This window comes from Agrobacterium tumefaciens, assembly GCF_005221385.1.
GTDB lineage: Bacteria > Pseudomonadota > Alphaproteobacteria > Rhizobiales > Rhizobiaceae > Agrobacterium > Agrobacterium tomkonis.
Genome location: NZ_CP039904.1, coordinates 536,793 through 560,054 on the forward strand (window position 1 = coordinate 536,793; position 23,262 = coordinate 560,054).

Consider the following 23,262-nt stretch of genomic DNA (forward strand, 5'->3'; position numbering starts at 1 on the left):
TTATCTCCGGTTCATCTGCTTGGGATCAAGCGCATCCCGCAGGCCGTCGCCTAAAAGATTGAAGGCGAGGCTGACGGAGAGGATCGCAACACCGGGGAAAGTAACCAGCCACCAGCTATCCAGCATGTAACGTCGCCCCGTAGCGATCATCGCCCCCCATTCCGGCAGCGGCGGCTGCGCGCCGAGCCCGAGAAAGCCGAGGCCGGCGGCGGTGAGAATGACGGTCGCCATATTCAGCGTCAGGCGGATGAGGACCGAGGGCAGGCACATGGGCATGATCGACTTGACGATGATGCGCAGTGGCGAGGCGCCCTGAAGCCGCGCGGCGGCAATGTAATCCGCCTTGCGGAAGGTCATGGCTTCGGCACGGGCAAGGCGCGCAATCGGCGGCCACGAGGTGAGCGCAATGGCGATGATCGCATTGTTGAGGCTCGGCCCGAGTGCTGCGACGAAGGCGAGCGACAGGATGAGGCTGGGGAAGGACAGGAAAATATCAGTGATGCGCATCATCACCGTATCGAACTTGCCGCCGAGATAACCGGATGCCGTGCCGACCAGAAGACCGACCGGGCCGACGATGATCGACACCAGCGTGATGATGGTGAGCGTAATGCGCGCGCCCCAGAGCAGGCGGCTGTAAATATCTCGCCCCAGCTCATCCGTACCGAAGACATGGCCATTGCCGGGTGGCTGCAGCGTGTTGGCGAGATCCTGCACGTAAGGATCGTGCGTCGCGAGCCAGGGCGCGAAAATCGCCGAAATGACGAGAAGCAGCAAGATCAACAGGCCGAAGGCCGATGTCGGGCTTTTCAGCAGGAAGAGGATGATGTTCTTCAGCGCGTTCAACGGCACCGGAAGACGAGAGGAAGTTTCTGCACGAGCCGTCATCAGCGGGTCCTCGGATCGAAAAAGCGATAGAGAATGTCGGACAGGAGATTGAGCCCGATGAAGATGACACCGACGATCAGAACGCAGGTCATCACGGCATTCATGTCGCCGATGATAAGATTGCTGGTGAGATATTGCCCGAAACCCGGCCAGGCGAAGACGGTCTCGATCAGCACCGCGCCTTCCAGCAGCGAGCCGTAAGCAAGGGCAATGATGGTGACCAGCTGCACGCGGATATTGCCAAAAGCATGCAGCCACACCGTCTGCCGCTGCGACAGGCCTTTGACGCGGGCTGTCGTTACATATTCCTGCCCCAGCTGATCCAGCATGAAGCTGCGTGTCATTCGGGTAATATAGGCGGACGAAGAATAGCCCAGCAAGGCGGCGGGAAGGATGAGGTGGTTGATGGCCGACCAGAAGACTTCCATATCGCCCGCAAGCAGGCTGTCGATCAGAAGAAAGCCCGTCCGTTCCTCCACCAGACCGATATAGAACTGGTCCATGCGACCGCCGCCGCCGACAAGGCCGAGATGGGCATAAAAAACGATCAGCGCGATCATGCCCGTCCAGAAAATTGGCATGGAATGGCCGAACAGGCTGAGAACCCGCACAAGATGGTCCTGCCAGCGGTCTTTCTTGACGGCGGCATAAACCCCCATGGGAATGCCGAGGCCGGCACCGATCAGGATCGCAAAGGTCGCAAGCTCCATCGTCGCCGGCATGACGCGTATGATGTCCTCGATGACCGGACGGCCGGTGCGGATCGAGGTGCCGAAATCGCCGGTGAACACATCGCCGAGATAATAGATGAACTGCTGCCAGAGCGGACGGTCGAAGCCGAGCGCATGATACACCTGTTCATAGGTCTCACGGGTTGCATCCTCGCCGACGATCGCCCGCACCGGATCGGCAGGCATCAGTCGGCCGATAAAGAAGGTCAGCAACAGCAATCCAAGCAGCGTAACGGCAATACTTCCGATCTGGCCGGACAGGCCATAAAGCGAAAGGCGTCTTTTTGACATGATTCCTCCCTTGCCAGAAACCGACCGGCGCAAGGATGATAGCGCAATCCTGTCTGACAACTATTCGCAAGTTGTCACAGGTGTCGAAAACTGTCAAGCACGGGTCGGCAAAATCGATAGTGCCAAAGGCTCCAAAAAATTTCTCCCGGTGGAAATTTCACCCTGCGGTTACCGGCGTTTCTACTTCGCGGGAAAATGAACCGCCTGCGTTGCTGCAACCGCAAAAGCCGGTGTTCTTCCGCTTCGAAAATATGCCGGCGCGGGTGCAGTTCCACGACACTACCGACAACATCGAGGGCTTCCGACGGAGAGCAAGAGATGGCCGATATGACGCTTCTGGCATTTGCCATGGTCGCTTTCGTCGGTATCGCTACGCCCGGTCAGACTGTTCTGCTGGCACTCTCGGATGGCTCGAAATTCGGAATTCAGTGCGCTTTGACCGGCATGGCCCGCGCCATTCTCTCCGATTTCGTTCTAATCGGTGCGGTTGCACTGGGGCTGGGGCTGGGGCTGGGGCTGGGGCTGGGGCTGGGAGCCCTGCTCGCTGCCTCGGAATTCTGGTTCAACGTCGTTAAATGGGTGGGCGTCTGTTATCTTGTCTTTCTCGGCTTCATGCTGCTTCGCTCCAGAAGCAAGCTCGACGGCGCGCTGCAACCGGCAGATAGGAACAGGGCAACATCCGCGCGCTCGATCTTCCTCAAAGCACTCTGGTCGCGGCGACCAACCCCAAGGGCTATCTGTCCTTTTCTGCTTTCCTGCTGCAGTTCATCAACCCTTTAGCGCCGCAAATCCCGCAATATGCGGTGCTTGCGCTGGTCTTTGCCGCCATCGATTTCATCGTGATGTTCGGATATGCCCTGCTGGGCGCATAGGCCGTCAGAATGTTGCGCAAATCTGGCGCCCTGTGGCTCGACCGGATTTGCGGCGGCGCGCTGTTGACGCTTGCCGCCTCTCTGGCGCTTTATCGCCGGGTAAGCACGTAAGCCATTGAGCTAACTATGTTTCCCGCTTACTCCGCCGCCGTACGGGAGCGCAGAAGCACCTTGTAACGTTCCAGACTGCCGCGCAGATGCGCCGCCATATATTGGCGCGCGGCATCCGCATCGCTTTCTATGATGGCGTCGACGATCCTGGCATGTTCCTCCTGCAGATGGAGATTATAGTCCTTCGGACGTGCGCCGGGTGCCGCGCCCTGCAATTCGCCACGCGGAATGATGCCGGAACGAATGAGTTGAAGGAACTCCGGAAAACGCCGGTTCTGCGTTGCCTGCGCAATTGCCAGATGGAATTCGAAATCGGCATCCCTTGTCGGCAGCCCGGCGGCCAGGCAGTCCCCAATCCGCCGATGCGCATCGACAATCGCCTCCACCTGCACGGCGGAACGGCGCGATGCCGCAAGGCCGGCAGATTCAACCTCGAAAACCGTGCGCAATTCCAGCAATTCGATCACCGAAGAAATCCGCCCGATAGCCAGATCGTTGAAGGGCAGTTCCTTGGCTGGTTTCGTCTCCACGGCAAAAACGCCCGCGCCCTTGCGGGCTTCAACGAGACCATCGGCGCGCAGAATGGCGATGGCTTCGCGCACCACGGTACGGCTTACGGAATATTCACGCGTCAGGGCGCTCTCGCTCGGAAGACGGTCACCGGGACGGAACACGCCCTCCGACAAATCCCGCCTCAGCGCCGAACTGATTTTCGCCGCGAGCGATACCCCCTGCTTCGTGCTGCTCTCAACGTCCATTCCAGCCCACCTGTTTTTAACCTGTCTGGCATGTTAGCAAACGTCCGCAACATTGCAAGGGCCGGGCGCCTTGACGATTGGCTGCCTTGCCTGCTCCTCGCGGTCATCCATCTTGGGCGATGCCTTGCACCAGCCAGAATGCCCTGTCACGAAGGATGTCAAATCAATCCAGTCACTCGAAAAGAAATTTCCAGCTCTTGCATGGAAACAATATACATTATATAATAACGTATATTAATTTAGAACAACAGGAGATGCTGATGAGCGCCGTGAAGATCAATGAGCGCCTGACCGTAGCCGGCCAGCCGGAGATCGCCGATTTCCCTTCGCTCTCCGCTCAAGGATATAAAAGCATCATTAACGCCCGACCGGATGGCGAAGATGTCGGCCAGCCGGGCAACATGCGGGAAAAAAGCGCCGCCGGTACGGCAGGTCTGACTTATAATTTCATTCCGGTCACCGGGCCGACCATGACCGAGGCCGATATTCGCGCCTTCCAACAGGCGATGGCCGCGGCCAACGGCCCTGTTTTTGCCCATTGCAAAGGCGGCACCCGCGCATTGACGCTCTACGTGCTCGGAGAAGCGCTTGACGCGCGTATGCAGCAAAGCGAAATCGAGGCTTTCGGCAGGACGCATGGTTTTGACCTGTCCGGTGCGGTTCGCTGGCTGGAGCGGCGGTCTTTGGCGGCGCAACACGTCAAGGCTTTCTTCGATCCGCGTACATCCAGCCTGCAATATGTCGTTTCGGACCCAGCGACCGGACGCTGCGCCATTATCGACCCCGTCTATGATTTTGATGAGAAATCCGGCGCGACGGGCACGATGAATGCCGATGCCATTCTGGCCTACGTCGAAAACAAGGGCCTGTCGGTAGAATGGATTCTCGATACCCATCCGCATGCCGACCATTTTTCCGCCGCCCATTATCTGAAACAGAAAACCGGCGCGCAGACCGCCATCGGCGCAAAAGTTACCGGCGTACAGAAACTCTGGCAGGCGAAATACAACTGGCCCGAACTTGAGACCGATGGCTCGCAATGGGACCGGCTGTTTGAAGCGGGTGACAGGTTCAACATCGGTTCGCTGGAGGCCCGCGTGCTGTTTTCGCCCGGACACACGCTGGCTTCCGTCACCTATGTGGTGGGCGACGCCGCCTTCGTGCATGATACGGTTTTCATGCCGGATTCCGGCACCGCCCGAGCCGATTTTCCAGGCGGCAGCGCCAAGGAGCTTTGGGCTTCCATTCAGGATATCCTCGTCCTTCCTGACGAAACACGGCTTTTCACCGGCCATGACTACCAGCCCGGCGGCCGCGCGCCGAAATGGGAAAGCACGGTCGGAGAACAGAAACGCAACAATCCGCATCTGGCCGACATGACGGAAGAAGGCTTCATCCGCCTGCGCGAAGCTCGGGATCGCACCTTGCCTATGCCCAAGCTCATTTTGCATGCGCTGCAGGTCAATATCCGCGGTGGCCGCCTGCCGGAGCCGGAGGCCAATGGTAAACGTTACCTCAAATTCCCGCTCGATGTGCTGGAGGGCAGCACATGGTGAAGGACAATAACTTGCAACAGGCTCGGCGCATCACCGAAATCCCCCTGCCCGCCATGGAGGAACGCGCCGTCGAAGTTGCGCTGCTTTTAAAAACACTCGCCCATCCCGCCCGGCTGATGCTCGCCTGTACGCTGGCCCAGGCCGAATTTTCAGTCGGCGAACTGGAGACGAAGCTTGATATTCACCAACCCACACTTTCCCAGCAGCTCGGCGTGCTGCGGGAAGCAGGTGTCGTCGAAACCCGGCGCGAAGCCAAGCAGATTTTCTACCGGATGAGCGAGACGAAAGCGGCCCAGCTTATCGAAGCTCTCTACGCCATATTCTGTGCACCGGAGGCGACCCCGTGAGCCCCTATTGGCCCTCGCTTTTCGGCGGCATGCTTCTCGGTCTTGCAAGCATCCTCCTGTTTTTATTCAACGGCCGCATCGCCGGCATCAGCGGTATCATGGGCAAGATGCTCGGCAGGGAGCGGCGTCTCACCGATCTGGCTTTCGTGGCTGGCCTGCTGGCCGGGCCCTATCTTTATGCGGCCGCATTTGGCCGGCTTCCCACGATAACCATAATCGCCCCATGGCCGCTGATCATCATTGCCGGCCTGCTTGTGGGTTTCGGCACGCGCATGGGCTCCGGCTGCACCTCCGGCCACGGCATCATGGGGCTGGCACGATTTTCCCGGCGCTCCATCGCCGCAACCGCAACCTTCCTGATCACCGGCATTCTCGCGGCAACGATCGCGGGAGCACTGTCATGAAAAATCAAGCCATGGCGCGTGTTATGCTGGCATTGGTTGCAGGAGCACTGTTCGGTTTCGGTCTGTCGCTCTCCGGCATGGTCGATCCGGCCCGCGTTTCAGGTTTTCTCGATCTGGCGAGCGGCCATTGGGACCCGAGCCTGATGTTTGTTCTTGGCGGTGCAGTCTCGGTCGCCGTGCCGGGTGTCCTGCTCAGCCGTTTTATTGGCAGACCGGTTCTTGCCGAAGACTTCAGCCTTCCGGCAAAAACCCGCATCGACCGGCCCCTTATCCTTGGTTCGGCCATTTTCGGCATCGGTTGGGGGCTTGCCGGTTTTTGCCCCGGCCCGGCACTGTCGGCTTTTACTCTTGGGCTTCTGCCGGTCATTCTTTTCGTCTGCGCCATGATTGCAGGCATGTTGGCGCATGATCGCCTCGTGGCAAAAGAGCCATAACGCAACCGGCCAACGTTCATACCCAGGCATAGTAAAAATGGGCTGCGCGGGTGGTAAAGCACCCGCGCAAGGACCTTCGATTACAGGTCGATCAGGCTCTTTCCCGTCATTTCCGGGGGCAGCTGCACGTTCATCAATTGCAGCAAAGTGGGCGCAACATCGGCGAGAATGCCGTCATGCAGCTTTGCGCCTTGCGGACCGCCAAACAGGATCACCGGCACCGGATTGATGGTATGCGCCGTGTGCGGGCCGCCGGTCACTGGGTCGACCATGGTTTCGCAATTGCCGTGGTCGGCGATTACCAGCATGGCGCCACCGACTTTTTCGAGAGCGGCAACGACGGCAGCAAGCCCGCGATCCACGGCTTCGCAGGCCTTGATCGCAGCCTGCAGATCACCGGTATGACCAACCATGTCAGGATTGGCGTAATTGGTGACGATGAGATCGTAGCCCTTACCGATCGCCTCGACGAATTTCTCCGTCACTTCCGGCGCGCTCATTTCTGGCTGCAGATCATACGTCGCGACCTTGGGGGATTTCGGCATGAAGCGGTCTTCGCCCACCTCCGGCTCTTCCTTGCCACCATTCAGGAAGAAGGTGACATGCGGATATTTTTCGGTTTCAGCAAGACGGAACTGCGTGAGCCCCTGTTTTGCCACCCATGCGCCCAGCGTATTGGCGATATCGCGCTTCGGATAGGCCGTCGTCATGAAAGCCGCGTGGCGGGTGGAATATTCCACCATACCAAGCAATGCCGAAAGCACGGGCTTTTCGCGCGCAAAGCCATCAAAATCATCCGCACCGATGGCAAGCAGGATTTCACGGGCACGGTCGGCACGAAAATTCAGGCAGAACAACCCATCGCCGGCCTTGAAGCCCTCATAACCATTGATCACCGTCGGCAGGATGAATTCATCTGTCACATTGTTCTTGTAGCTCTGAGCGACCGCGCTTACCGCATCCGACGCATGTTCGCCCTTGCCGAGAACCATGGCGTCATAGGCCTTTTCAACGCGCTCCCAGCGATTATCGCGATCCATCGCATAATAGCGGCCGATCACGGTGCCGATGCTGGCACCTTGCGGCAGGCTCGCGACGAGCGCCGCCACAAAATCCTCCGCCGATTGCGGCGCGACATCGCGGCCATCGGTGATGGCGTGCACGACGACTTTCAGACCGTGGCTGATCATCAGCTTCACCGCCGCCTGGCCGTGCAGGATATGGCCATGGACGCCGCCATCGGAAACGACGCACATCAGATGCGCCACGCCGCCCGCCGCCTTTACCGTGGCGGCGAAATCAAGCATCGCCGCATTGCGGAAAAAGCTGCCATCCTCGATCGCCAGATCGATCTGCCCGAGATCCATCGCAACGATACGGCCGGCGCCGATATTGGTGTGGCCGACTTCGGAATTACCCATCTGGCCGGTGGGCAGGCCGACATTCGGTCCGAAAGTGGTCAGCGTCGCATTCGGGCAGGTGGCGAAAAGCCGGTCCATGGTGGGCGTGTTCGCCAGCACCGGTGCGTTGCTGGATTTATCCTCGCTCAGCCCCCAGCCATCGAGAATAGTCAGGACAACGGGTTTGGGAGTGCGCATGGGAGGACCTTCTTCTTCATTCGGTTGCCGGCGGACAGCGGATCGCCGGGCACCGGAGCGCCCTCGTCCGCCACTATGATCATGATGAGAAAACATGCTTCTCGTTCTTCTCTTCTATACCCGAAGATCACGAACGCAAGCCTATACCGACACCGAAACAGTTCCGTGAAGCCGGATCGCTTCACGGAAAAAAGCTTTGGATGAAACCTCAGCCGTCGATGAATATCAGAGCCGGCTTTTCCAGGAGCGCCTTGATCGCCTGGATGAAGACGGCCGCATCCCAGCCATCGACCACCCGGTGATCAAAGCTGGATGACAGGTTCATCATCTTGCGGGGCACGAAGCGCGTGCCATCCCAGACCGGACGCGTCATGATCTTGTTGACGCCGATGATCGCCACCTCCGGATGGTTGATGATAGGCGTCGAAACCACGCCGCCCAATGCTCCGAGTGAACTGATGGTGATGGTGGAGCCCATCAGTTCTTCCCGATGCGCGGTGCCAGTGCGGGCTGCTTCGGCAACGCGTGCGACTTCGTCTGCGCATTCCCAAAGGCCGAGCGTTTCGGTGTGGCGCACGACCGGAACGGTGAGGCCGGACGGTGTCTGCGTGGCAATGCCGATATGGACGGCTTCGTAGTGGCTGATGACACCAACCTCGTCATCAAAAGTGGCATTCATGCCGGGATGATCGGCCACGGCTTTCACCAGAGCGCGCATCAGAAACGGCAGGATCGTCAGTTTCGGCTGTCCGGAACGGCGATTGCCGTTCATGGTCGCGCGCAAATCTTCCAAATCCGTCACGTCGATTTCCTCGACGTAGGTGATATGCGGAATACGGGAGGCGGAGAGCACCATCTTCTCGGCAATCTTGCGCCGCAGCCCCGTCACTTTCACTTCCTCGACGGCGCTATCGTGGGCCGCTGCCGGCTCGGGGCGTTCCGGCCGTCCCCGCACGGTTAAGAACCCATCCAGATCGGCATGGGTGATATGCCCGTCCGGCCCGGTTCCCTTGACCTTTGTGAGATCAATATCGAGATCGTCGGCGCGCTGGCGAACGGCAGGAGACGCCAGCGGTTTGTGATGCGGTTCGACTGGAAGGGGCGGCGACGCATCCTCGGCCTGGCGGACAGCCGGCTGGGTTTCAACGGGTGGCGGTGCTTCCGTCATATCCGCGGGCGCTTCGGCTTCCGGCGCGTTGAGCTCGGGGGCGTCGGCAGAGACATCGGTTTCGATGCGGACGAGCGGTGCTTTCACCGGCACGGTGTTTCCGACCGTCACGGCCAGCCAGGTGACGATGCCCGCCACCGGCGACGGGATTTCAACCGTTGCCTTGTCGGTCATCACAGCGGCCAGCACCATGTCCTCATGTACCGGATCGCCCGGCTTGACGTTCCATTCCACCAGTTCGGCTTCAGCAACGCCTTCGCCGACATCGGGCATCGTAATGGTATATTCCGCCATAATCAGGCCTCCATGACTTCGACAAGTGCGCGCCCGACGCGAGCGGGTCCGGGAAAATAGTCCCATTCCTGGGCATGCGGGTAAGGCGTATCCCAACCGGCGACACGGACGACGGGCGCCTCCAGATGATAGAAACAATGTTCCTGCACCAGCGACACCACCTCTGCGCCAAAGCCGGAGGTCAGCGTCGCCTCATGCACCATGACGCAGCGGCCGGTCTTGGAGACGGATTTGACGATACTGTCGAGATCAAGCGGCAGCAGGCTGCGCAGATCGATGATCTCGGCATCCACCCCGGTTTCTTCCGCTGCCGCCAGCGCCACATGCACCATGGTGCCATAAGCGATGACGGTGACATCGTTTCCGGGGCGGCGGATTTCGGCCTTGCCGATGGGAATGGTGTAGTGCCCCTCCGGCACCTCGCCCATATCGTGCTTGGACCACGGCGTTACCGGCCGATCGTGATGGCCGTCGAAGGGACCGTTATAGAGCCGCTTCGGCTCCAGAAACATCACCGGATCGGGGTCTTCGATCGAGGCGATCAACAGCCCCTTGGCGTCATAGGGGTTGGAGGGAACCACCACCTTCAGTCCGCAGACATGGGTAAAGAGCGCTTCCGGGCTCTGGCTATGCGTCTGCCCGCCAAAAATGCCGCCGCCGGTCGGCATTCTAAGCACGATCGGGCAGGTGAAATCGCCGTTTGAGCGATACCGGATACGCGCCGCTTCCTGGGTGATCTGGTCATAGGCGGGGTACATGTAATCGGCGAACTGGATTTCGACACAGGGCCGCAACCCATAAGCGGCCATGCCGATGGCGGTGCCGACAATGCCGGATTCGCTGATTGGTGCATCGAAACAGCGGGTCTTGCCGTATTTCCCCTGCAGCCCCTGCGTGGCGCGGAAGACGCCGCCGAAATAACCCACATCTTCGCCGAACACCACGACATCGTCGCTGCGCTCCATGGACACATCCATGGCGCTGCGGACGGCTTCAATCATCGTCATTCTTGCCATGTCTTACCATCCTGCCTTCTGGCGCTGGCGGGCGAGATGCGGCGGCATCTCGGCATAAACGCCTTCAAAAATATCTTTTTTCGGCGGTTTTTTGCCCTCATGCAGGGTGCCGTGGCTTTCCGACTCGCGTTGTGCTTCCAGCACTTCGTCGGCGATTTCCGCCTCCGCCTGCCGGTGCCGTTCTTCCGACCAGACGCCACGCAGGGTGAGATGCTTCTTGAGGCGGAGAACCGGGTCGCCCAGCGGCCATGCTTCGGATTCGGTCTTGGGGCGATAGGCGCTTGGATCGTCCGAAGTGGAATGGGCGCCGACGCGATAGGTGACATATTCGATCAGCGTCGGGCCGAGATTGCGGCGCGCCCGCTCCACCGCCCAGCGCGCCACGGCATAAACGGCGAGATAATCATTGCCATCGACCCGGAGCGCGGGAATACCGAAGCCAAGCCCACGCGCCGCAAATGTGCCGGAGCCACCACGCGCAATGCCCTGAAAGGTGGAAATGGCCCATTGATTATTGACGATATTGAGGATGACCGGGGCCTTATAGGTGGAGGCGAAGACCAGCGCGGAGTGGAAATCCGACTCCGCCGTCGAACCGTCACCGATCCACGCAGCCGCGATCTTCGTATCGCCCTTGATGGCCGAGGCCATCGCCCAGCCGACCGCCTGCACATATTGTGTGGCGAGGTTGCCGGAGACGGTGAAGAAACCATGCTCCTTCGAGGAATAAAGAACCGGCAACTGCCGCCCATGCAGCGGGTCGAGTTCGTTGGAATATATCTGGTTCATCATGGTGACGAGCGGATAGTCATCGGCGATCAACAGCCCGGCCTGCCTGTAGGTCGGGAAATTCATGTCGCCCTTGGAAAGCGCCTTGCGGAATGCGCAACTGACCGCCTCCTCTCCCAGATGCTGCATATAAAACGAGGTTTTGCCCTGCCGCTGCGCCATCAGCATGCGGGCATCGAAAGCCCGAAGCCGCATCATGTTCTTGAGGCCGACCAGCAATTCCTCGTCCGAAAGCAGCCCCGCCCACGGCCCGACAGCCTCGCCCTGATGATTGAGAACGCGGATGATCGAATAGGCGAGATCGCGCATGCTTTCAGGTGCGGCGTCCACCTCCGGACGCGGCACGGTGCCCGCCTTGGGTATCTTCACATTGGAGAAATCCGGCTCCCCGCCGGGCCGCACCGCAGGCTCCGGAACATGCAGGCTGAGATGTGGCGTTTCTGATATATCCATTCTACTCCTCCCGTCACGGTCTCCTCCAGACCGCGAAACAATCCTCACAGGTTCCGAGCGATCACCATGCGCTGGACATCGCTTGTCCCCTCGTAAATCTGGCAGATGCGCACATCGCGATAGATCCGCTCCACCGGATAATCCGCCATGTAACCATAACCGCCGTGAATCTGGATGGCGTCCGAGCAGACGCGCTCGGCCATTTCGGACGCGAAGAGCTTGGCCATCGACGCCTCCGAAAGACAGGGCTCGCCCGCTTCCTTCAGCGCCGCTGCATGCAGCACCAGTTGCCGCGCCGCCGCAATGCGCGTCGCCATATCTGCCAGCCGAAACGCCACCGCCTGATGTTCGATAATCGCCTGTCCAAAGGCCTTGCGCTCACGGGCATAATCCCGCGCCGCCTCGAAGGCGGCCTGCGCCATGCCGACGGCCTGCGCGGCGATGCCGATGCGGCCGCCTTCCAGATTGGCGAGCGCAATGCGATATCCCTGCCCTTCTTCGCCCAGCCGCAATTCGGCCGGGACCGCCATCTCGGTGAAAGCGATCTGGCAGGTATCGGACGAATGCAGGCCAAGCTTTTCCTCGACCCGAATAACCTCGTAACCCGGCGTATCCGTCGGCACGATGAAGGCGGTGATGCCCTTCTTGCCCGCCGCCGCATCGGTGACGGCAAAGACGATGACGACATCACCATTCTTGCCTGACGTGATGAACTGTTTTGCACCGTCCAGAATGTACCGGTCACCATCGCGCCGGGCGCGGGTCTTGAGGTTGGACGCATCGGAGCCGGCCTGCGGTTCGGTCAGCGCAAAACCGCCAATCCATTCGCCGGAAGCCAGTTTCGGCAGGAACCGATGCTTCTGGTCTTCGGTCCCGAATTTCAGGATCGGCACGCAGCCGACTGAATTATGCACACTCATGATGGTGGAACAGGCCCCGTCGCCGGCAGCGATTTCCTCCAGCGCAAGGGCATAGGCCACGGCACCGGTTTCCGACCCGCCATAATCCTCGGAGACCAGCATGCCAAGGAAACCGAGCGCACCCATCTCTTTCAACTCGTCTTTCGGGAAACGGCTTTCCCGGTCACGCGCGGCAGCCCCGGGGGCCAGTCGTTCGCGGGCGAAATCACGGGCCATGTCCCTGATCTGCTGCTGGGCTTCATTCAGGATCATCGCCGCCTCCCCTCAATGCCGCTCGATGCCGAGCGCGGTTGCTTCGCCGCCGCCGATGCAGACGGCGGCCACGCCGCGTTTCAACCCGTGGCGCTGCAGGGCGGCCAGCAATGTGACGACGATCCTCGCGCCGGAAGCGCCGATCGGGTGGCCGAGCGCACAGGCCCCGCCATGCACATTCACCTTGTCATGCGGCAGATCGAGATCGCGCATCGCCGCCATGGCCACCACGGCAAAGGCTTCGTTGATTTCGAACAGGTCGACACCCTTCGCCGTCCAGCCGGTTTTTTCAAACAGCTTTTTCATCGCGCCGATGGGAGCCGTTGGATATCCGGCGGGGGCATCCGCATAGGCGGCCTGACCGATAATGGTCGCCAGCGGTGAAAGACCCCGTCTTTCCGCTTCGGAGCGACGCATGAGAACGAGAGCCGCCGCACCATCGGAGATAGAACTGGAATTCGCCGCCGTCACCGTTCCGCCATCGCGAAAGGCGGGCTTCAGCTGCGGAATTTTCTCCGGCCTTGCCTTGCCCGGCTGCTCGTCCACGGCAACATCGCCAACAGGCGTGATTTCCGCTTCGAACGCACCTTCCGCTATGGCGCGCCGCGCCCGCTCCAGCGAGGTGAGCGCATAGTCGTCCTGCATGGCGCGGGTAAATTGGTAGTCTTGCGCGCAGTCTTCCGCGAAAGTACCCATCAGCCGGCCCTTGTCATAGGCATCCTCGAGACCGTCGAGAAACATATGGTCGATGACCTTGCCGTGGCCGAGACGATAGCCATTTCGGGCACGATCCAGCAGGTAGGGCGCATTGCTCATGCTTTCCATGCCGCCGGCCAGCACGATGGAGGCGCTTCCCGCCGCGACCTGGTCATGGCCCAGCATGATCGCCTTCATGCCCGAGCCGCACATCTTGTTGATGGTCGTTGCGCCAATCGAATTGGGAATGCCGGCGGCAATGGCTGCCTGTCTGGCGGGCGCCTGCCCCTGCCCGGCCGTGAGCACACAGCCCATCAGCACATCGTCAATATCAGAAACTGGAATAGCGGCCCGCTCGACGGCAGCGCGGATTGCCGCCGCACCGAGATCGGGCGCAGCCACCGATTTGAATTCGCCCTGGAACCCACCCATAGCAGTACGGGCGGCCCCGACGATCACGACAGGGTCATGCACAGCCAAATTCACCTCCCTTGGACATTCTCTCGCTTGAGAAAACGACCGTCATCGCGATCTCCTCCAGACCTCGACTGACATGAACGCTATCACCAACTCGAATTCATTTCAAAGCTATTTTGATTGACAGTTTTTTGATTGACGATATCTTTGATCCAACAATTAGTCATATCATAGAGCAAATGATCCATGATTGAGCTCGACAGTTTCGACCGCAAGATTTTGCATGTGCTCGGCGATGACGGGCGGGTGAGCTGGCGCGATCTGGCGGCCCGTATCGGTCTTTCCTTCACGCCGACGCTGCGCCGCGTGCGCAAGCTGGAAGAGGAAGGCATCATTCGTGGCTATACCGCCGTGTTCGATGAGAACCGGCTGCTCGGCAATATGGGCGTCTTCATCTCCGTCACGCTGGAGCGGCAGATCAAGGAAGCGCTGACGACCTTCGAACACCACGTCGCTTCTATCCCCGAAGTCGTGGGCGGTTACCAGACGAGCGGCAGTTCCGATTATCTGATCCACGCCATGGTGCGGGACCTGCCGCATTATCAGGAGCTACTGGATTTCCTGACCACGGTTCCCGGCGTGTCGCGCATCCAGTCCAACTTTGCCATCAAGACATTCGTGCGCCGTTCTGCCGCCTTCACCGGAGGTGACGCGCCGTAATCAAGGGTTGCCGGCGCGGAGGAGGTGCCGGCAGCTGACAAAAGGGACGGCAAATACCGTCCGGAGGAGGAGACGCGATGAGTTTGAACCTCGCCGCCATTTTCGACGCCGATCTCGGCCCGGAAATCGCAGCATTGCGCGACAGCGCAAGTGCATTCGCAGACGATAAAATCGCCCCGCTGGCGGCAGAAATCGATAGGGACGACCACTTCCCACGTCAGCTCTGGCCGCAAATGGGTGATCTCGGCCTGCACGGCATCACCGTTTCGGAGGAGTTCGGCGGTGCTGACATGGGCTATCTCGCCCATTGCGTGGCGATGGAGGAGATAAGCCGGGCTTCCGCTTCCATCGGCCTTTCCTATGGCGCTCATTCCAACCTCTGCATCAACCAGATCCACCGCTGGGGAACGCAAGAGCAGAAGCACAGATATCTGCCGAAACTCGTCTCCGGCGAACATGTCGGTTCGCTCGCCATGAGCGAGACGGAAGCCGGATCGGATGTCGTGTCGATGCGACTGAAGGCGGAGCGCAGGGGCGACCGCTACGTGCTGAACGGCGCGAAGATGTGGATCACCAATGGCCACGAGGCCGATACGCTGGTGGTCTACGCCAAGACGGATATGTCCGCCGGCCCGCGCGGCATCACCGCCTTCCTGATCGAAAAGGGCTTCAAGGGGTTTCGGCCGGCCCAGAAACTCGACAAGCTCGGCATGCGTGGTTCCCCCACATCAGAGCTGGTTTTCGAGGATTGCGAGGTGCCGGAGGAAAACATTCTCGGACGCCTCAATGACGGCGTGACGGTGCTGATGAGTGGTCTCGATTACGAGCGCGCCGTGCTGGCTGCCGGCCCGGTTGGCATCATGCAAGCGGCCATCGATCTGGTGCTGCCCTATGCCCGCGAGCGCAAACAATTCGGCAAACCCATCGGCGAATTCCAACTGGTGCAGGGCAAGCTTGCCGATATCTATTCGGCCATGAACGCCTCCCGCGCCTATGTCTATGCCGTGGCCCGGGCCTGCGACAACGGCCGCATCACAAGGCAGGATGCGGCAGGCGCGATCCTTTTCGCCGCCGAGCGTGCGACGCAGGTGGCGCTGGATGCGATCCAGCTTCTCGGCGGCTCCGGTTACGTCAATGAAAGCCCGGCCGGACGGCTGCTGCGCGACGCTAAACTCTACGAAATCGGCGCAGGCACCAGCGAAATTCGCCGGATGCTGATCGGCCGCGAACTGGTCAAGGGCAACGGGTGAGGACACGCGATGAAGCTTACATCCAGCCTGAGCCGCGACCCCGCCTTCACCGCTAATACCGCTCTCATGTCCGGTCTGGTGGAAGATTTGAGAGGGCACGTCGAAAAAATCTCCAAAGGCGGCGGCGACAAGGCCCGCGAGCGGCATCTTTCCCGCGGCAAATTGCTGGCGCGCGACCGCATCGAAGGCCTTCTTGATACCGGCAGCCCATTCCTCGAATTTTCGCAATTTGCAGCTTACGAGGTCTATGACGAACCCGTTCCCGCCGCTGGCATTATCACCGGCATCGGCCGGGTCTCAGGCCGCGAATGCGTGATCGTTGCCAATGATGCGACGGTGAAGGGCGGTACCTATTATCCGCTGACGGTGAAAAAACATCTGCGCGCGCAGGAAATCGCCACTGAGAACCGCCTGCCCTGCATTTACCTCGTGGATTCCGGCGGCGCGAACCTGCCCAATCAGGACGAAGTCTTTCCCGACCGCGATCATTTCGGCCGCATCTTCTATAATCAGGCCAACATGTCGGCGGCCGGCATCGCCCAGATCGCGGTGGTGATGGGCAGTTGTACAGCGGGCGGGGCCTATGTGCCGGCCATGAGCGACCAGTCCGTCATCGTCAAAAATCAGGGCACGATCTTTCTCGGCGGGCCGCCGCTGGTGAAGGCTGCGACCGGGGAAGTGGTGACGGCTGAAGAACTGGGCGGCGCGGATGTGCATTCGCGGCAATCCGGTGTCACCGATCATTATGCCAACGACGACCGCCACGCGCTGGCGCTGACCCGGCGGATCGTCTCCACGCTGAACCGTCGCAAACAGGTGGAGCTGGATATTCGCGAGCCGGCGGAGCCGCTTTATCCGGCTGAAGATCTTTATGGCATCGTACCCGCTGATACGCGAAAACCCTTCGAAGTGCGGGAGATCATCGCCCGTCTGGTGGACGGTTCCGAATTCGATGAGTTCAAGGCGCTTTACGGCACCACGCTGGTCTGCGGTTTTGCCCATATCCATGGCTATCCCGTTGGTATCGTCGCCAATAACGGCATTCTGTTTTCGGAATCGGCGCTGAAGGGGGCGCATTTCATCGAACTCTGCTGCCAGCGCGGCATTCCACTGGTTTTCCTGCAAAACATCACCGGCTTCATGGTCGGCAAGGCCTATGAGGCTGGTGGCATCGCCAAGGATGGCGCAAAGCTCGTCACCGCTGTCGCATCAGCCAGGGTGCCGAAATTCACCGTCATCATCGGCGGCTCCTTCGGCGCCGGCAATTACGGCATGTGCGGCCGCGCCTACTCGCCGCGCTTTTTGTGGATGTGGCCAAATGCCCGCATTTCCGTGATGGGCGGCGAACAGGCGGCGTCCGTCTTGGCGCAAATCCGCCGAGACGGCATCGAGGCTGATGGCCGCCACTGGTCGAAAGAAGGCGAAGAGGCGTTCAAGCAGCCGATCCGGGAAAAATACGAGCGGGAAGGCCATCCCTATTATGCCAGCGCAAGGCTGTGGGATGACGGCATCATCGACCCGAAAGATACCCGCCTCGTGCTTGGCCTTGGTCTTTCCGCGGCGCTCAACGCACCTATAGAACCCACCCGTTTTGGCATATTCAGGATGTGAGGCGACGATGTTCTCGAAAATACTGATCGCCAACAGGGGCGAAATCGCCTGCCGCATCATCCGCACTGCCCGCAGCATGGGCATACGCACTGTCGCCGTTTATTCGGACGCCGACCGTGACGCCATGCATGTGGCACTGGCCGACGAGGCAATTGCCATCGGCCCTGCGCCCGCGCGTGCCTCCTATCTCGACGGCGAAAAAATCATCGCCGCCGCAAAAGCGACCGGCGCGCAAGCCATTCATCCCGGTTACGGTTTCCTCTCCGAAAATGCCGGCTTCGCCGAAGCCTGCGCCGCTGCCGGGCTCGTTTTCATCGGCCCGCCGGCCACAGCAATCCGCGCCATGGGCGGGAAAAGCGAAGCGAAAGCGCTGATGGCGAAGGCCGGCGTTCCCGTCGTTCCCGGCTATCACGGGGAGGATCAGGCAGAAGAACGGCTGGGCAGCGAGGCGGAGGCCATCGGTTATCCCGTTCTGCTCAAAGCCTCGGCCGGTGGCGGCGGCAAGGGCATGCGCATCGTGCGGAAGAAACGCGACTTTGCGGCAGAGCTTGCCGGCGCAAAGCGCGAGGCGCTTGCCGCCTTCGGCGATGACCGCATGTTGATCGAGAAATATCTCGAACGGCCACGGCATGTGGAAGTGCAGGTCTTTGCCGATGGCCACGGCAATTGTGTCTCGCTTTTCGAGCGCGATTGCTCGATCCAGCGCCGGCACCAGAAGGTCATAGAGGAGGCACCCGCTCCCGGCCTGCCCGATGCCTTGCGGCAACGCATGTATGATGCGGCAACCGCCGCCGCCCGCGCCATCGATTATCGCGGCGCGGGAACCGTGGAATTCCTGCTCGACCCTTCCGGCGACTTCTATTTCATGGAAATGAATACGAGACTTCAGGTCGAGCATCCGGTGACGGAATATATTACCCGGCTCGATCTGGTCGAATGGCAGATCCGCGTCGCGAACGGCGAGGTCCTGCCGGAAAGCTGGACCGATCTCGACATCAACGGCCATGCCATCGAGGCGCGGATTTACGCCGAAGACCCGGCGCATGATTTGCTGCCGTCGATCGGCACGGTCAGCCATCTCGTTTTTCCCGATGAAGGCCCGTATCTCAGGATCGATAGCGGCATCCGCGCCGGAGACGCGATCACCGTGCATTATGATCCGATGATCGCCAAGCTGATCGTCTGGGATCATGACCGAGCCGCCGCCGTGCGGCGGCTGGGGCTGGCGCTGGAAAAACTGGCAATATGCGGTGTCACCAGCAATGTTGCCTTTCTGGCGCGGCTTGCAAGGCTCGAGGCTTTCGCCAACGCCGATCTCGATACCGGCTTCATCGCCCGCAACGAGGCGGCACTTTTCGCCCCCGCAGCCACCGGCGAGAGCGAGAAAGCTGTAGCCGCGCTTGGCCTTCTTCTTTTGCGACAGAAAGCGGCCAAGACTGGTTCTCTGTCATCGGCCGATCCCTATAGCCCTTGGAACAACACTAACGCTTTCCGCCTGAATGCACCAACGCGGGAAACCCTGAATTTCACTCTCGACCACCAGCCGCTCACGGTTGCGGTTACTCATGAGGAGGACGGGTTTTCGCTGGAGATTGACGGCGGGTCGATCCGTGTCGCCGGGAACCTCTCAGAAAATGGCGAGCTGCGTGCGGCCATAAATGGCAGGGGTAAGCAGGGCTATCTCTTTTCGGAAGGTAGCAGCACCGCCCTTTTTCTGGATAGCGAACACTATCGCATCAGCCAGCCGGACCCGGTCGATATTGCCGATTCCACCAGTCACACCGGCGGTCTGGAGGCGCCCATGCCGGGTGTTATCCGCGCTTTGCTGAGCCAGAAAGGTGCGCTCGTCGAAGCAGGCGAGGCGCTGGTGGTAATGGAGGCGATGAAAATGGAGCACACGATACGTGCTCCGGCGAAAGGTATCGTCGCCGCCATCAACTGTGCCGAAGGCGATATGGTGACCGCCGGTGCTGTGCTGGTAAACTTCGAGCCGGAAGGTGCGTGAGATGGACTGGCCCCGCAGCGTGAAGATCGTAGAGGTGGGCGCGCGTGACGGCCTGCAGAACGAAAGCGCCGAGGTTCCCGCCGCCATCAAGATCGAATTGATCGAACGACTTGCCGCAGCCGGTTTGCCAGCGGTCGAGGCAGGAGCTTTCGTGTCGCCCAAAAGAGTTCCGCAGATGGCGGCTTCGGCGGCGGTGTTTCGGGGCCTGAAACAGCGGCAAGGCACAGCCTATCCGGCGCTCGTTCCCAATATGAAAGGTTTCGAGGCGGCCATTGAAGCCGGCGTGACGGAAATCGCCGTTTTCGTCTCCGCATCCGAAGGATTCAGCCAGCATAATATTGGTTGCACGCGTGCGGAAAGCCTCGAACGATTACACGACGTCGCAGAGGCCGCAACTGGCCGAAATATCCGCATGCGCGGTTACGTCTCCTGCATCGCCGGCTGCCCCTATGATGGCGCGGTTGCGCCCGATGAGGTGGCGGCAATGGCTGAGGCGCTTATCGCGCTGGGCTGCTATGAGATTTCGCTCGGCGATACGATCGGCATCGGCACGGCCGGCCGGATTCGCAATGTCATCGAGCGTGTGTCGAGCCGCATCCCGCGCGAAAAAATCGCCATGCATTTCCATGATACCTATGGGCAGGGCGTCGCCAATGTGCTGGCCTCGCTTGAGGAAGGCATCGTCGTTTTCGACAGTTCCGTTGCCGGGCTGGGCGGCTGCCCCTTTGCGCCGGGAGCGAGCGGCAATGTCGCCACCGAAGATGTCGTTTATCTGCTGCAAGGGCTTGGCATCGGAACCGGTATCGACCTGATGGCGGTAGCGAAGACCGGTGACTGGATCAGCCGGCATCTCGGCAGGCCGAACGCGGCACGCGCCGGAAAAGCGCTGCTCGCCGCAAAACAGGAGGGTGACCTGAATGGCGGATGAGTTGTTGCGTGAGACACGCAAGGATGTTCTGTGGCTGACGCTCAACCGGCCCGAGGTGCACAACGCCCTTAATGCTGCGATGACGGATGCGCTCACGGATGCCATCCGCGCTGCATCCGGTGACCACAGCCTGCGCGCCGTGGTAATAACGGCAGCGGGAGACCGCAGTTTCTGTTCGGGAGCCGATCTCAAGGAAAGCGCGGGGGGCATGTTCCTTTCGCGCGATGGAACAAACCCGATCGCCGATGTGATGCGCGCCATCGAGCGATGCGAAAAACCTGTCATTGCCCGTGTCAATGGCAGGGTCTTGGCCGGCGGGCTAGGCCTCGTTGCCGCCTGCGATCTTGCCTATGCCGCAGATCACGCCGAATTCGGCCTGCCGGAAGTGCGGGTCGGGCTTTTCCCGGCCATGGTGGCGGCGAAGCTTCTGGCGAAAATACCGTTGAGTGGGCTTCAGGAAATGGCCTATCTCGGCCAGCCAGTCAGCGCCCCGGAGGCAACGCGTCTCGGCCTTGTCAATCGCGCAGCACCTGCGGCCGAACTCGATCGCTTGATCGAGGATGTTCTTGCAAAGCTGCGACAGAATGCGCCGGGCGCCATCGCAGCCGGAAAGGCAGCCTTGCTGGCGATGCGCGACATGCCGTCCGATGAGCGGCTGACCTTTGCCGAAAGTACCATCGCCACCATCAGCCGCAGCGATGAAGCCCGCGAAGGACGGCAGGCTTTTGCGGAAAAGCGGCCTCCTGTATGGGCGGGCACATCCTGAACAGCAGCACGCTCACCGTAGTCGTCGTCTCCCCGAGGCGTTAATCGATATAATGCCCGCAGCCGCGTTGACCCGGTTCAGCAAATCGCGTTCTATCCAGCACCTTTCGCCGGACGGTGATCGGGCAGCCGGAGGAGACCCTATGCGCCTTGTAAAAACCGTCGCCGAATTGCGGGATGCGATTTCCGCCTTTCGCCGCGAAGGCAAGACTGTCGGCTTTGTGCCGACCATGGGTTTTCTCCATATCGGCCACCTCACACTCGTTGCCAAAGCCAAGGCAGAAAACGACGTGACGGTGGTTTCCATCTTCGTCAATCCGCTGCAATTCGGCGCCAATGAGGATCTGGCGCGTTACCCGCGTGACCTCGCCCGCGATAGCGCGTTGCTGGAAGAGGCGGGCGTCGATATTCTGTTCGCGCCAGAGGTAACGGAGATGTATCCGCGTCCGATGTCGACCGTCGTGGATGTGCCGGAACTGGGCAGCCAGCTGGAAGGCGCGGTGCGGCCGGGGCATTTTGCCGGCGTCACCACCGTCGTAACCAAGCTCTTTAACCTCGTCCAGCCGGATGCCGCCTATTTCGGCGAAAAGGACTATCAGCAGGTGACGCTGATCCGTCGCATGGTCGAAGACCTTGCCCAGCCGGTGCGGGTCGTTCCCGTCGCCACGGTGCGTGAAGCGGATGGTCTCGCCTGCTCCTCGCGCAATGTCTATCTGACCCCCGAGCAACGTGCTGCCGCGGTGATCGTGCCGCGCGCGCTTGAAGAAGCTAACCGGCTTTATGACCAAGGCCTTGATGATCCCGCCGCCCTGGAAGCGGCGATAGAAAAGTTCATCGCCGCTGAGCCATTGGCTTCGCCGGAGGTCGTTGCGGTGCGCGATCCCGATACGCTGGCGCCGGTTACCTCCGTGCAGGCAGGTCCCGTTCTGGTGGCGCTGTTCGTGCGCTTCGGCAGCACGCGCCTTCTCGACAACCGCGTCATCTGCCGCGACAAAACCAATCAACAGGAGGCCGCACGATGAGCACCCATGGAAAACTGAAGCGGCTGACGACGGCCTCCATCCGGCAAATGAAAGGTGAGGCGCGCATCGTCTGCCTCACCGCCTATACGACGCCGATCGCCCGCCTGCTCGATCCGCATTGCGACCTGCTGCTGGTGGGAGATTCCCTGGGCATGGTGCTTTACGGCATGGACACGACGGTTGGTGTCACACTGGACATGATGATCGCCCACGGCCGCGCCGTCATGCGCGGCGTCAACCGAGCCTGCGTTATCGTCGACCTTCCCTTTGGCACCTATCAGGAATCCAAGGAACAGGCCTTCCGCAACGCTGTGCGGCTGATGCAGGACACCGGCTGCGACGGCGTGAAGCTGGAAGGCGGCGAGGAAATGGCGGAGACAATCGCCTTCCTCGTGGCCCGTGGCATTCCTGTCTTTGGCCATGTCGGGCTGATGCCGCAGCTTGTCCACACCGCCGGCGGCTTCCGCTCGCTCGGCCATTCGGAAGCGGAAACGCAGAAAATCTGGCGAGATGCGATTGCTGTCGATCAGGCGGGCGCCTTCGCCATCGTCGTGGAAGGCACCGTCGAGCCGCTTGCCCGAGAGCTGACCGAGAAACTTTCCGTCCCCACCATCGGCATCGGCGCATCGCCGGCCTGCGATGGGCAGGTGCTCGTTTCCGACGACATGCTCGGCCTCTTCACCGACTTCAAACCGAAATTCGTTAAACGTTTTGCCGATCTTGGTGCGGCGGTTTCGGATGCAGCCAGGGACTATGCCGATGAGGTGCGCTCCGGCGCGTTTCCGGGGCCTGAGCATACGTTTCAGGTTCGCAAGCCGTCGCGTTCGGGGGAGTGAGGGAACCGGGCTGATGTGCTGGACAACGCCCTGACCAAAACTCGACGTCATCCTCGGGTCGAGCCCGAGGGCGACGAAGGAGAAGTTGAGGCGCGACGCTGTCAGCTCTCAGCGGTGTACTCGGCCTGAT

General features: G+C 60.6%; 21 protein-coding genes and 1 pseudogene. 13 read left to right on the forward strand and 9 right to left on the reverse strand.

The genetic code is table 11. The features are described from left to right. Together CFBP6623_RS17625 and CFBP6623_RS17630 are read right to left on the reverse strand one after the other, a co-directional pair. A complete protein-coding gene (locus CFBP6623_RS17625) occupies positions 1-888 on the reverse strand; it encodes an ABC transporter permease (protein WP_046801474.1) in 888 nt (295 codons plus the stop codon). After that, positions 888-1,910, reverse strand: a complete 1,023-nt coding sequence (locus CFBP6623_RS17630; protein WP_046801475.1) for an ABC transporter permease — start codon at positions 1,908-1,910, stop codon at positions 888-890. The genes CFBP6623_RS17625 and CFBP6623_RS17630 overlap by 1 nt, the downstream gene beginning before the upstream one ends. 318 nt (positions 1,911-2,228) lie before the next feature. On the opposite strand from CFBP6623_RS17630, the pseudogene CFBP6623_RS17635 reads away from it, so the two are divergent. Next, positions 2,229-2,893, forward strand: a pseudogene (locus CFBP6623_RS17635) (LysE family translocator). A 26-nt stretch (positions 2,894-2,919) separates the two neighbouring features. Here CFBP6623_RS17635 and CFBP6623_RS17640 read toward each other — a convergent pair. After that, a complete protein-coding gene (locus tag CFBP6623_RS17640) occupies positions 2,920-3,651 on the reverse strand; it encodes a FadR/GntR family transcriptional regulator (protein ID WP_046801915.1) in 732 nt (243 codons plus the stop codon). Positions 3,652-3,911: 260 nt separating this feature from the next. Between CFBP6623_RS17640 and blh the strand changes: the two genes are divergently transcribed. From blh to CFBP6623_RS17660, 4 genes are read left to right on the forward strand one after another with little or no spacing between them, the layout of a single operon-like run. Next, on the forward strand, positions 3,912-5,207 hold the full coding sequence (gene blh / locus CFBP6623_RS17645) for a bifunctional sulfur transferase/dioxygenase Blh (protein ID WP_080842816.1): 1,296 nt from the start codon (positions 3,912-3,914) through the stop codon (positions 5,205-5,207). Beyond that, positions 5,201-5,554: a sulfite-sensing transcriptional repressor BigR gene (bigR, locus tag CFBP6623_RS17650; RefSeq protein ID WP_046801913.1), complete on the forward strand. Its 354-nt coding sequence runs from the start codon at positions 5,201-5,203 to the stop codon at positions 5,552-5,554. Before blh ends, bigR begins: the two co-directional genes overlap by 7 nt. After that, positions 5,551-5,958: a YeeE/YedE family protein gene (locus CFBP6623_RS17655; RefSeq protein WP_046801912.1), complete on the forward strand. Its 408-nt coding sequence runs from the start codon at positions 5,551-5,553 to the stop codon at positions 5,956-5,958. The genes bigR and CFBP6623_RS17655 overlap by 4 nt, the downstream gene beginning before the upstream one ends. Next, positions 5,955-6,392: a YeeE/YedE family protein gene (locus CFBP6623_RS17660; RefSeq protein ID WP_046801911.1), complete on the forward strand. Its 438-nt coding sequence runs from the start codon at positions 5,955-5,957 to the stop codon at positions 6,390-6,392. The genes CFBP6623_RS17655 and CFBP6623_RS17660 overlap by 4 nt, the downstream gene beginning before the upstream one ends. A gap of 80 nt (positions 6,393-6,472) precedes the next feature. Here CFBP6623_RS17660 and gpmI read toward each other — a convergent pair whose 3' ends face one another. From gpmI to CFBP6623_RS17695, 6 genes are all read right to left on the reverse strand, one after another. After that, a complete protein-coding gene (gene gpmI / locus CFBP6623_RS17665; protein WP_046801910.1) occupies positions 6,473-7,990 on the reverse strand; it encodes a 2,3-bisphosphoglycerate-independent phosphoglycerate mutase in 1,518 nt (505 codons plus the stop codon). A gap of 208 nt (positions 7,991-8,198) precedes the next feature. Beyond that, positions 8,199-9,452, reverse strand: a complete 1,254-nt coding sequence (locus tag CFBP6623_RS17675; RefSeq protein WP_046801909.1) for a dihydrolipoamide acetyltransferase family protein — start codon at positions 9,450-9,452, stop codon at positions 8,199-8,201. 2 nt (positions 9,453-9,454) lie between these two features. Further along, a complete protein-coding gene (locus CFBP6623_RS17680; protein WP_046801908.1) occupies positions 9,455-10,468 on the reverse strand; it encodes an alpha-ketoacid dehydrogenase subunit beta in 1,014 nt (337 codons plus the stop codon). Between the two features lie 3 nt (positions 10,469-10,471). Beyond that, positions 10,472-11,710, reverse strand: a complete 1,239-nt coding sequence (locus CFBP6623_RS17685; RefSeq protein WP_046801907.1) for a 3-methyl-2-oxobutanoate dehydrogenase (2-methylpropanoyl-transferring) subunit alpha — start codon at positions 11,708-11,710, stop codon at positions 10,472-10,474. 44 nt (positions 11,711-11,754) lie between these two features. Continuing rightward, the gene (locus CFBP6623_RS17690; RefSeq protein WP_080842818.1) at positions 11,755-12,882 is read right to left on the reverse strand and encodes an acyl-CoA dehydrogenase family protein; all 1,128 of its coding nucleotides are present in this window, start codon (positions 12,880-12,882) and stop codon (positions 11,755-11,757) included. 12 nt (positions 12,883-12,894) lie between these two features. Further along, positions 12,895-14,058 (reverse strand): acetyl-CoA C-acyltransferase, encoded by a 1,164-nt coding sequence (locus CFBP6623_RS17695; RefSeq protein ID WP_080842819.1) that lies wholly within the window; start codon positions 14,056-14,058, stop codon positions 12,895-12,897. Between the two features lie 183 nt (positions 14,059-14,241). Between CFBP6623_RS17695 and CFBP6623_RS17700 the strand changes: the two genes are divergently transcribed. From CFBP6623_RS17700 to panB, 8 genes are all read left to right on the forward strand, one after another. Then, positions 14,242-14,715, forward strand: coding sequence for an Lrp/AsnC family transcriptional regulator (locus CFBP6623_RS17700; protein WP_035221263.1), 474 nt, complete (start codon positions 14,242-14,244; stop codon positions 14,713-14,715). Between the two features lie 77 nt (positions 14,716-14,792). Beyond that, the gene (locus tag CFBP6623_RS17705; protein ID WP_046801904.1) at positions 14,793-15,965 is read left to right on the forward strand and encodes an isovaleryl-CoA dehydrogenase; all 1,173 of its coding nucleotides are present in this window, start codon (positions 14,793-14,795) and stop codon (positions 15,963-15,965) included. Positions 15,966-15,974: 9 nt separating this feature from the next. Beyond that, a complete protein-coding gene (locus CFBP6623_RS17710; RefSeq protein WP_046801903.1) occupies positions 15,975-17,576 on the forward strand; it encodes a carboxyl transferase domain-containing protein in 1,602 nt (533 codons plus the stop codon). A 7-nt stretch (positions 17,577-17,583) separates the two neighbouring features. Then, a complete protein-coding gene (locus CFBP6623_RS17715; protein ID WP_080842820.1) occupies positions 17,584-19,581 on the forward strand; it encodes an acetyl/propionyl/methylcrotonyl-CoA carboxylase subunit alpha in 1,998 nt (665 codons plus the stop codon). A 1-nt stretch (position 19,582) separates the two neighbouring features. Further along, a complete protein-coding gene (locus tag CFBP6623_RS17720; protein WP_046801901.1) occupies positions 19,583-20,509 on the forward strand; it encodes a hydroxymethylglutaryl-CoA lyase in 927 nt (308 codons plus the stop codon). Next, a complete protein-coding gene (locus CFBP6623_RS17725) occupies positions 20,499-21,275 on the forward strand; it encodes an enoyl-CoA hydratase-related protein (RefSeq protein ID WP_046801900.1) in 777 nt (258 codons plus the stop codon). The genes CFBP6623_RS17720 and CFBP6623_RS17725 overlap by 11 nt, the downstream gene beginning before the upstream one ends. Positions 21,276-21,417: 142 nt before the next feature. Beyond that, a complete protein-coding gene (panC, locus tag CFBP6623_RS17730) occupies positions 21,418-22,296 on the forward strand; it encodes a pantoate--beta-alanine ligase (RefSeq protein ID WP_046801899.1) in 879 nt (292 codons plus the stop codon). Next, positions 22,293-23,132, forward strand: coding sequence for a 3-methyl-2-oxobutanoate hydroxymethyltransferase (panB, locus tag CFBP6623_RS17735; protein WP_046801898.1), 840 nt, complete (start codon positions 22,293-22,295; stop codon positions 23,130-23,132). Before panC ends, panB begins: the two co-directional genes overlap by 4 nt. Positions 23,133-23,262 lie beyond the last annotated feature (130 nt).

Coding starts and splice junctions, on each gene's coding strand:
- blh (WP_080842816.1), top strand. CDS start 3,912: ATGAGCGCCGTGAAGATCAATGAGCGCCTGACCGTAGCCGGCCAGCCG.
- CFBP6623_RS17705 (WP_046801904.1), top strand. CDS start 14,793: ATGAGTTTGAACCTCGCCGCCATTTTCGACGCCGATCTCGGCCCGGAA.
- CFBP6623_RS17690 (WP_080842818.1), bottom strand. CDS start 12,882: ATGATCCTGAATGAAGCCCAGCAGCAGATCAGGGACATGGCCCGTGAT.
- CFBP6623_RS17720 (WP_046801901.1), top strand. CDS start 19,583: ATGGACTGGCCCCGCAGCGTGAAGATCGTAGAGGTGGGCGCGCGTGAC.
- panC (WP_046801899.1), top strand. CDS start 21,418: ATGCGCCTTGTAAAAACCGTCGCCGAATTGCGGGATGCGATTTCCGCC.
- bigR (WP_046801913.1), top strand. CDS start 5,201: ATGGTGAAGGACAATAACTTGCAACAGGCTCGGCGCATCACCGAAATC.
- CFBP6623_RS17660 (WP_046801911.1), top strand. CDS start 5,955: ATGAAAAATCAAGCCATGGCGCGTGTTATGCTGGCATTGGTTGCAGGA.
- CFBP6623_RS17680 (WP_046801908.1), bottom strand. CDS start 10,468: ATGGCAAGAATGACGATGATTGAAGCCGTCCGCAGCGCCATGGATGTG.
- CFBP6623_RS17700 (WP_035221263.1), top strand. CDS start 14,242: ATGATTGAGCTCGACAGTTTCGACCGCAAGATTTTGCATGTGCTCGGC.
- CFBP6623_RS17715 (WP_080842820.1), top strand. CDS start 17,584: ATGTTCTCGAAAATACTGATCGCCAACAGGGGCGAAATCGCCTGCCGC.
- CFBP6623_RS17710 (WP_046801903.1), top strand. CDS start 15,975: ATGAAGCTTACATCCAGCCTGAGCCGCGACCCCGCCTTCACCGCTAAT.
- CFBP6623_RS17630 (WP_046801475.1), bottom strand. CDS start 1,910: ATGTCAAAAAGACGCCTTTCGCTTTATGGCCTGTCCGGCCAGATCGGA.
- panB (WP_046801898.1), top strand. CDS start 22,293: ATGAGCACCCATGGAAAACTGAAGCGGCTGACGACGGCCTCCATCCGG.
- CFBP6623_RS17675 (WP_046801909.1), bottom strand. CDS start 9,452: ATGGCGGAATATACCATTACGATGCCCGATGTCGGCGAAGGCGTTGCT.
- CFBP6623_RS17685 (WP_046801907.1), bottom strand. CDS start 11,710: ATGGATATATCAGAAACGCCACATCTCAGCCTGCATGTTCCGGAGCCT.
- CFBP6623_RS17625 (WP_046801474.1), bottom strand. CDS start 888: ATGACGGCTCGTGCAGAAACTTCCTCTCGTCTTCCGGTGCCGTTGAAC.
- CFBP6623_RS17640 (WP_046801915.1), bottom strand. CDS start 3,651: ATGGACGTTGAGAGCAGCACGAAGCAGGGGGTATCGCTCGCGGCGAAA.
- CFBP6623_RS17725 (WP_046801900.1), top strand. CDS start 20,499: ATGGCGGATGAGTTGTTGCGTGAGACACGCAAGGATGTTCTGTGGCTG.
- gpmI (WP_046801910.1), bottom strand. CDS start 7,990: ATGCGCACTCCCAAACCCGTTGTCCTGACTATTCTCGATGGCTGGGGG.